Source organism: Paenibacillus sp. 01T422 (genome assembly GCF_056398785.1).
Window position 1 is genome coordinate 1 of record NZ_JBFTQB010000450.1, and the last position, 5035, is coordinate 5035.

Annotated in this window: 4 protein-coding genes and 1 pseudogene; all 5 read left to right on the plus strand. The window is 43.5% G+C overall.

Annotated elements, in window-relative coordinates:
* On the plus strand, positions 1 to 1478 hold a 1478-nt coding region (locus AC1DUA_RS22785; RefSeq protein ID WP_477501949.1), incomplete at its 5' end, for a cohesin domain-containing protein.
* A 338-nt stretch (positions 1479 to 1816) separates the two neighbouring features.
* Complete coding sequence (locus AC1DUA_RS22790; protein ID WP_477501950.1) at positions 1817 to 2629, plus strand: aminoglycoside phosphotransferase family protein; 813 nt, start codon at positions 1817 to 1819, stop codon at positions 2627 to 2629.
* 47 nt (positions 2630 to 2676) lie between these two features.
* Positions 2677 to 3690 carry an alpha/beta hydrolase family protein gene (locus tag AC1DUA_RS22795; protein WP_477501951.1) on the plus strand — a complete coding sequence of 338 codons (1014 nt, stop codon included), beginning with the start codon at positions 2677 to 2679 and terminating at the stop codon, positions 3688 to 3690.
* 127 nt (positions 3691 to 3817) lie between these two features.
* Positions 3818 to 4582, plus strand: a complete 765-nt coding sequence (locus tag AC1DUA_RS22800; protein ID WP_477501952.1) for a sugar phosphate isomerase/epimerase family protein — start codon at positions 3818 to 3820, stop codon at positions 4580 to 4582.
* A 180-nt stretch (positions 4583 to 4762) separates the two neighbouring features.
* Positions 4763 to 5035: pseudogene (locus AC1DUA_RS22805) on the plus strand (sporulation membrane protein YtaF); the annotation flags it as partial.

Sequence of the window (5035 nt, forward strand, 5' to 3'; positions counted from 1 at the left end):
GTACGGAAGATTGGATGATTTATCATTCCCGGGTGTATCAAGATACAGGACGTAACTGGTGGCGTCAGGTCAATCTTAAGAAATTCGGTTGGAATGCAGATGGAACGCCTAATTTTGGCTCGCCTGTTGCTCCAGATGTGTGGCAGGAACTGCCGTCAGGTGATTTAGGACAGGGGGATATGTATCAAGCCGAAGATGCTATTCTATTAGGTGATATTACCAAAGAAAATAGCCATTTGAACTTCCAAGGAACGGGATATATTCATTTGCCCAAAAAACCGGGAGCTGAAGCGAATTTTGTTATCCATGCGGCCGAATCCGGGGATTATATCGTTGGGGTAAGATACGCTTATGGAGAGCAAGTGAATGGGGAATCAACTACGAATCCTACAGTTCAGTTGCCTGCAAGAGCGAAAATCAATGTATATGTCAACGGAGTACATGTAAAAACAATTGCTCCTGACAAAACAGCGATTAGCTGGGATGAATGGTTTACAGGCTCAGAACGATTGGCCTTGCAAGCAGGTATAAATGTCATTAGCTACCGAATTGATGAAAGTAGTATCGGGAATGTCAATTTGGATTATGTAACAATGTATAAAGCAGACGTACCTAACGTAACTGAACCAACAGAGCCCACTGAGTTAACAGGAACTCTCACAGGAGCACCTCAGATTGCAGTAGGAAATAACTTGGAAGTGAACTATGGACTGGCGCATGTATCGACTAACGCGTCAGATGCTATCTTCGCTCAAGATTTAACGTTCAACTATGATCCGGATACCTTCCTTTTTGATTCAGTAGTCTCACAGAAAGTTGGTCTTGAAGTAGTCTCCGTAAATAAGAATGTACCTGGCAAAGTTCGTATTCTGCTGGCAAGCCTAGGCGCTGATCATTCCGTTACTACGGATGGGGCATTGCTCAAATTAACATGGAAAGCTCTTAAACAGACATCCAGTGCAAGCATTCAGCTCACTTCCGTACAGATTGCCAACTCAGCGGGTGTGGAGAGTTCACTAAACTCTGTTACGCATCATGTACAGGTAACTGGCACTAATGATCTAAACAAAGAGGCGCTGAATTCGCTAATTGCAGAGTCACAAGCAACCCTGCAAGCAGCTGTTGAAGGTAACGCACCAGGGCAATACCCAACGGGTTCCAAGGCGACCTTGCAAGCAGCGATCAATGCAGCCATAGCAGTTGCCGCTAACGCGGTTACGCAGGACGCGATCGATCAAGCAACAAGCAGCTTGAATCAAGCTTTGCAAACATTTAGAAATTCCGTAATTACTAGCCCTACAGGAGATGTTAACTCGGATGGCAAAGTAACTATCGGTGATATCGCAATTGCGGCTGCGAACTATGGCAAAACGCCATCAAGCCCTGATTGGAATTTGGTCAAAAAATTAGACTTTAACAATGACAATATCATTGATATTAAAGATCTTGCGGTTATCGCAAGGGCAATGTTTGAATAAAGGATTAGCAAGACCGTCAGGGTTCCTGACGGTCTTTTTTAAGTTTGGCGAGCTCCGGGGGAGCGGGGGAACTACAGGCCTTTATATAGAGGAAAATCAGCTTTTTCCGCTCGGAGCGGAACTACAGGCTCTTATTTGGCCACCATCGTGCATTTTTAACTGAAATTGGCCAAATAGCGGACTGTAGTTCCCCCTGTACGTGGAAATTGTTCCTTTTCTGCGAAATAGCGCTCTGTAGTTCCGCTCCGAAACGTACGTTCATCACGGTTTTTTTATATCGATGCAAGCGTTGATCTTATGTTAAAATAAGGAAACGACTCATTGAGAAAGGAAACTTGATGAAACGAATAGCTGAAGGTAGAACAGCAGAGATATTCCAGCATGGTCATGAAAGCGTAATCAAGCTTTATCGCAGCGGATTTCCGAAGGAAGCAATTATGTATGAATATGAGATAACGAAACAAATTGCTTCGCTTGGTATTCCTGTACCACAAGTTAATGAACTAGTGGAGATTGAGGGTAGACTTGGCATTATTTTTGAATACATACAAGGCAAACCACTCCTGCAGAAAATGGTAGAGAATCCTCTAGAATTAGATGATTTTGCTGAAATGCTAGCTGACATGCATGTCACTCTTCATAATTTTGAAGTCCCTGAAGATGAAGGGAGCAAACATTTTCGTAGACAAAAAGAAGTGTTGGCTTCTAACATTCAGAGAGCAGCTCAACTTTCTCCTGATGAAAAAAATGCCATTCAAAACTATCTTGAGGAGCTAGCTACTGGAAACCGTGTCTGTCATGGAGATTTCCATCCAGATAATGTCATGGTTGGGCATAAGCGATGGGTTATTGATTGGACGGATGGTATGATTGGCAATCCTGCCGGGGACATTGCACGTACATTTCTTTTGTTGCGCTACGGTACTCTTCCAGATGCTGCTCCGGACCATGTGAAGGAAAAGCTTCAAAGAATGAGAGACAGGATGGGGGATGTGTATTTAGACCACTACCTTGCTCAATCTAATTTATTAGCTGACGAGATCGATCAATGGGTGTTGCCTATTGCAGCAGCTAGACTAACGGATTGGATTCCTGAAGCGGAGAAAGAACAGTTAATGGCTTTGATAAGAGAACGATTAAATTTTAAATAAAAAAACAGTCATCGGTGCTGATTTCAAATTGAGAGGTGCTGTCAATCATGTGGAATCCAGATCACTATTTCAAACATCTGTACGATCGTGTAACGCCGTCCGACAAATTTCAAGCAAGTTCACAAGAGGAATGGGTTAATTGGAATGAGCGTTTACGTACGCGCTTCGTTGAGTTGCTCGGTGGTTTTCCAGCGAAGATTCCCGAATGTAGTCCTGTGCTACTAGAATCTGTGGATTGTGGCACTTATACGCGAGAAAGAATTCAAATCCTGACGTATCCTGATCTCTACATGCCTGTTTATTTACTCATTCCCAAGGAGCGGGAAGCGCGAGCGGGCGCCATTATAGCTTGTCATGGTCACGGATATGGAAGCAAGGATATTATTGGATTAACGATAGACGGTGAGGTGAAAACAGGTGACAAGGGCTATCAGAAAGATTTTGCCGTTGAGCTCGTAAATAGAGGCTATATCGTTGTTGCACCCGAACTATTAGGTTTTGGAGATCGTAAATTGAGTGAGGAAACACAGGAGGCAAACTCTTGTAAAAGTCTCTCTACGTTTCTCTTGGCAATGGGCCAAACTATGGCTGGGTATCGTGTCTTTGAAACACTGCGATGTGTTGATTATCTACTCACGCGTGATGATGTAGATGCCGCGAGAATCGGATGTATGGGGATTTCAGGCGGTGGACTTGTCTGCTCGTTCGCAGCAGCTATTGATAATCGCATATCGGCAGCAGTCGTAAGCGGTTATACAAACACTTTTCAAGCTAGCATTTTATCTATTCCTCATTGTATAGACAACTATGTGCCCGGCCTGTCACTAGTAGCTGAAATGCCGGATCTGATAGGCTTGATTGCCCCTAAACCTCTTCTCATCGAAGCTGGAAAAGGTGATCCTATATTTCCTGTACACGCGACATTGGAAGCCTACGAGCAAATACGGAGTATTTATCAGATCTTAGAAGCAGAAGACAAACTGGAATTAGATCTTTTTGAAGGCACTCATGAGATATCAGGCAATGTGGCATATGAGTGGTTTCAACGAGTTTGGGCTTGAGTTCCCTGGGAACCAGAGAAATACTAGAAACTTTCTCCATTTCAAAGCGTCTTAATTATCATGAGTTTGTATGCGCTATCATTAGTTCTTTTTAATTAAAAATAGAACGTGAGAAGGATGGATGACGATGTACACCTTTGGTTGGTGCAGTGAGATTCAGCAGGCGGAGAGATTGAAGGGTCTGGGTTATGATTACATCGAATGTGCGCTAGTTTCTTTGAATCTGGAAAATGAAGAGGAATATGCTGCAAGATTACCTGTGTTTATGAATAGCCCGCTGCCTGTCAGCGCATTTAATATTTTTTTCCCTGGCGATTTGAAAGTTGTCGGGCCGGAGGTTGAACTGGAGCGACTTGAGCGTTATATACACAAAGCGGCTAATGCGTTAAATCAGGTACGAGCCAAAACTGTCGTTCTGGGGAGCGGAAGATCGCGTCATATTCCCGATGGCTGGGAACGCAGCCGCGCAGAGGAGCAGTTCGTTCAGCTGCTTTCCCGCATTGGAGAAGAATTTGCTGGGACTGGTGTGACATTAGTGGTTGAGCCGTTAAATAAGAAGGAGTCAAACTTAATTAACAGTGTCTCAGAAGCGGTTAGTTTTGTGAAACAAGTTAATCACCCGTCTGTTCAGGTTTTGGCAGATTTTTATCATATGGATGAAGAGAAAGAACCGCTGGAAACGCTAATCGATAATAAAACTTGGCTGCATCACATACATTTAGCTGATACAGGGCGATTCTCGCCGGGGACAGGTCAATATCCCTATGATCAATTCGTTGCTGCGCTGAAAAAGTCGGGTTATGAGGGCATGATTTCCGCGGAATGCACAATCAGAGATCCAGAGACAGATCAGCGTGAGAGTTTGGCCTTTATGAAGCGAGTATTTGGTTAGTTTTGATGAAAAAAGGATGTACAATGAAACCGAAATCGGGTTTTTCTTAATAGATCATCATAGAAGACAGCCGACATGAAACGGCTGTCTTTTCTTCGTCGTGTAAAACTTCTCATCTCAGGTTCATCTGGGCTGCCTTCTGCATAGTGTAAGTATCTGATTGATTGGAGGAATACAACTATGCATTGGTTCTCAATAGTAGTAATCGGGGTTGCTGCTAATGTTGATAATTTAGGTATTGGCTTCTCGTTTGGGGCACGCTCAACAAAAGTACCGATCGTTTCAAATTTACTCATTGCGCTGTTATCGATGATAGCAACTTATGTAGCCATGTCAGCAGGTATGCTTTTATCCCATCTGATTTCTCCATTAGTGGGTAATTTTATTGGAGGCATTGCAATTATTACCATTGGCGCTTTGGGGCTGCGTTCCAGTCTTATAAATCATAGAAGG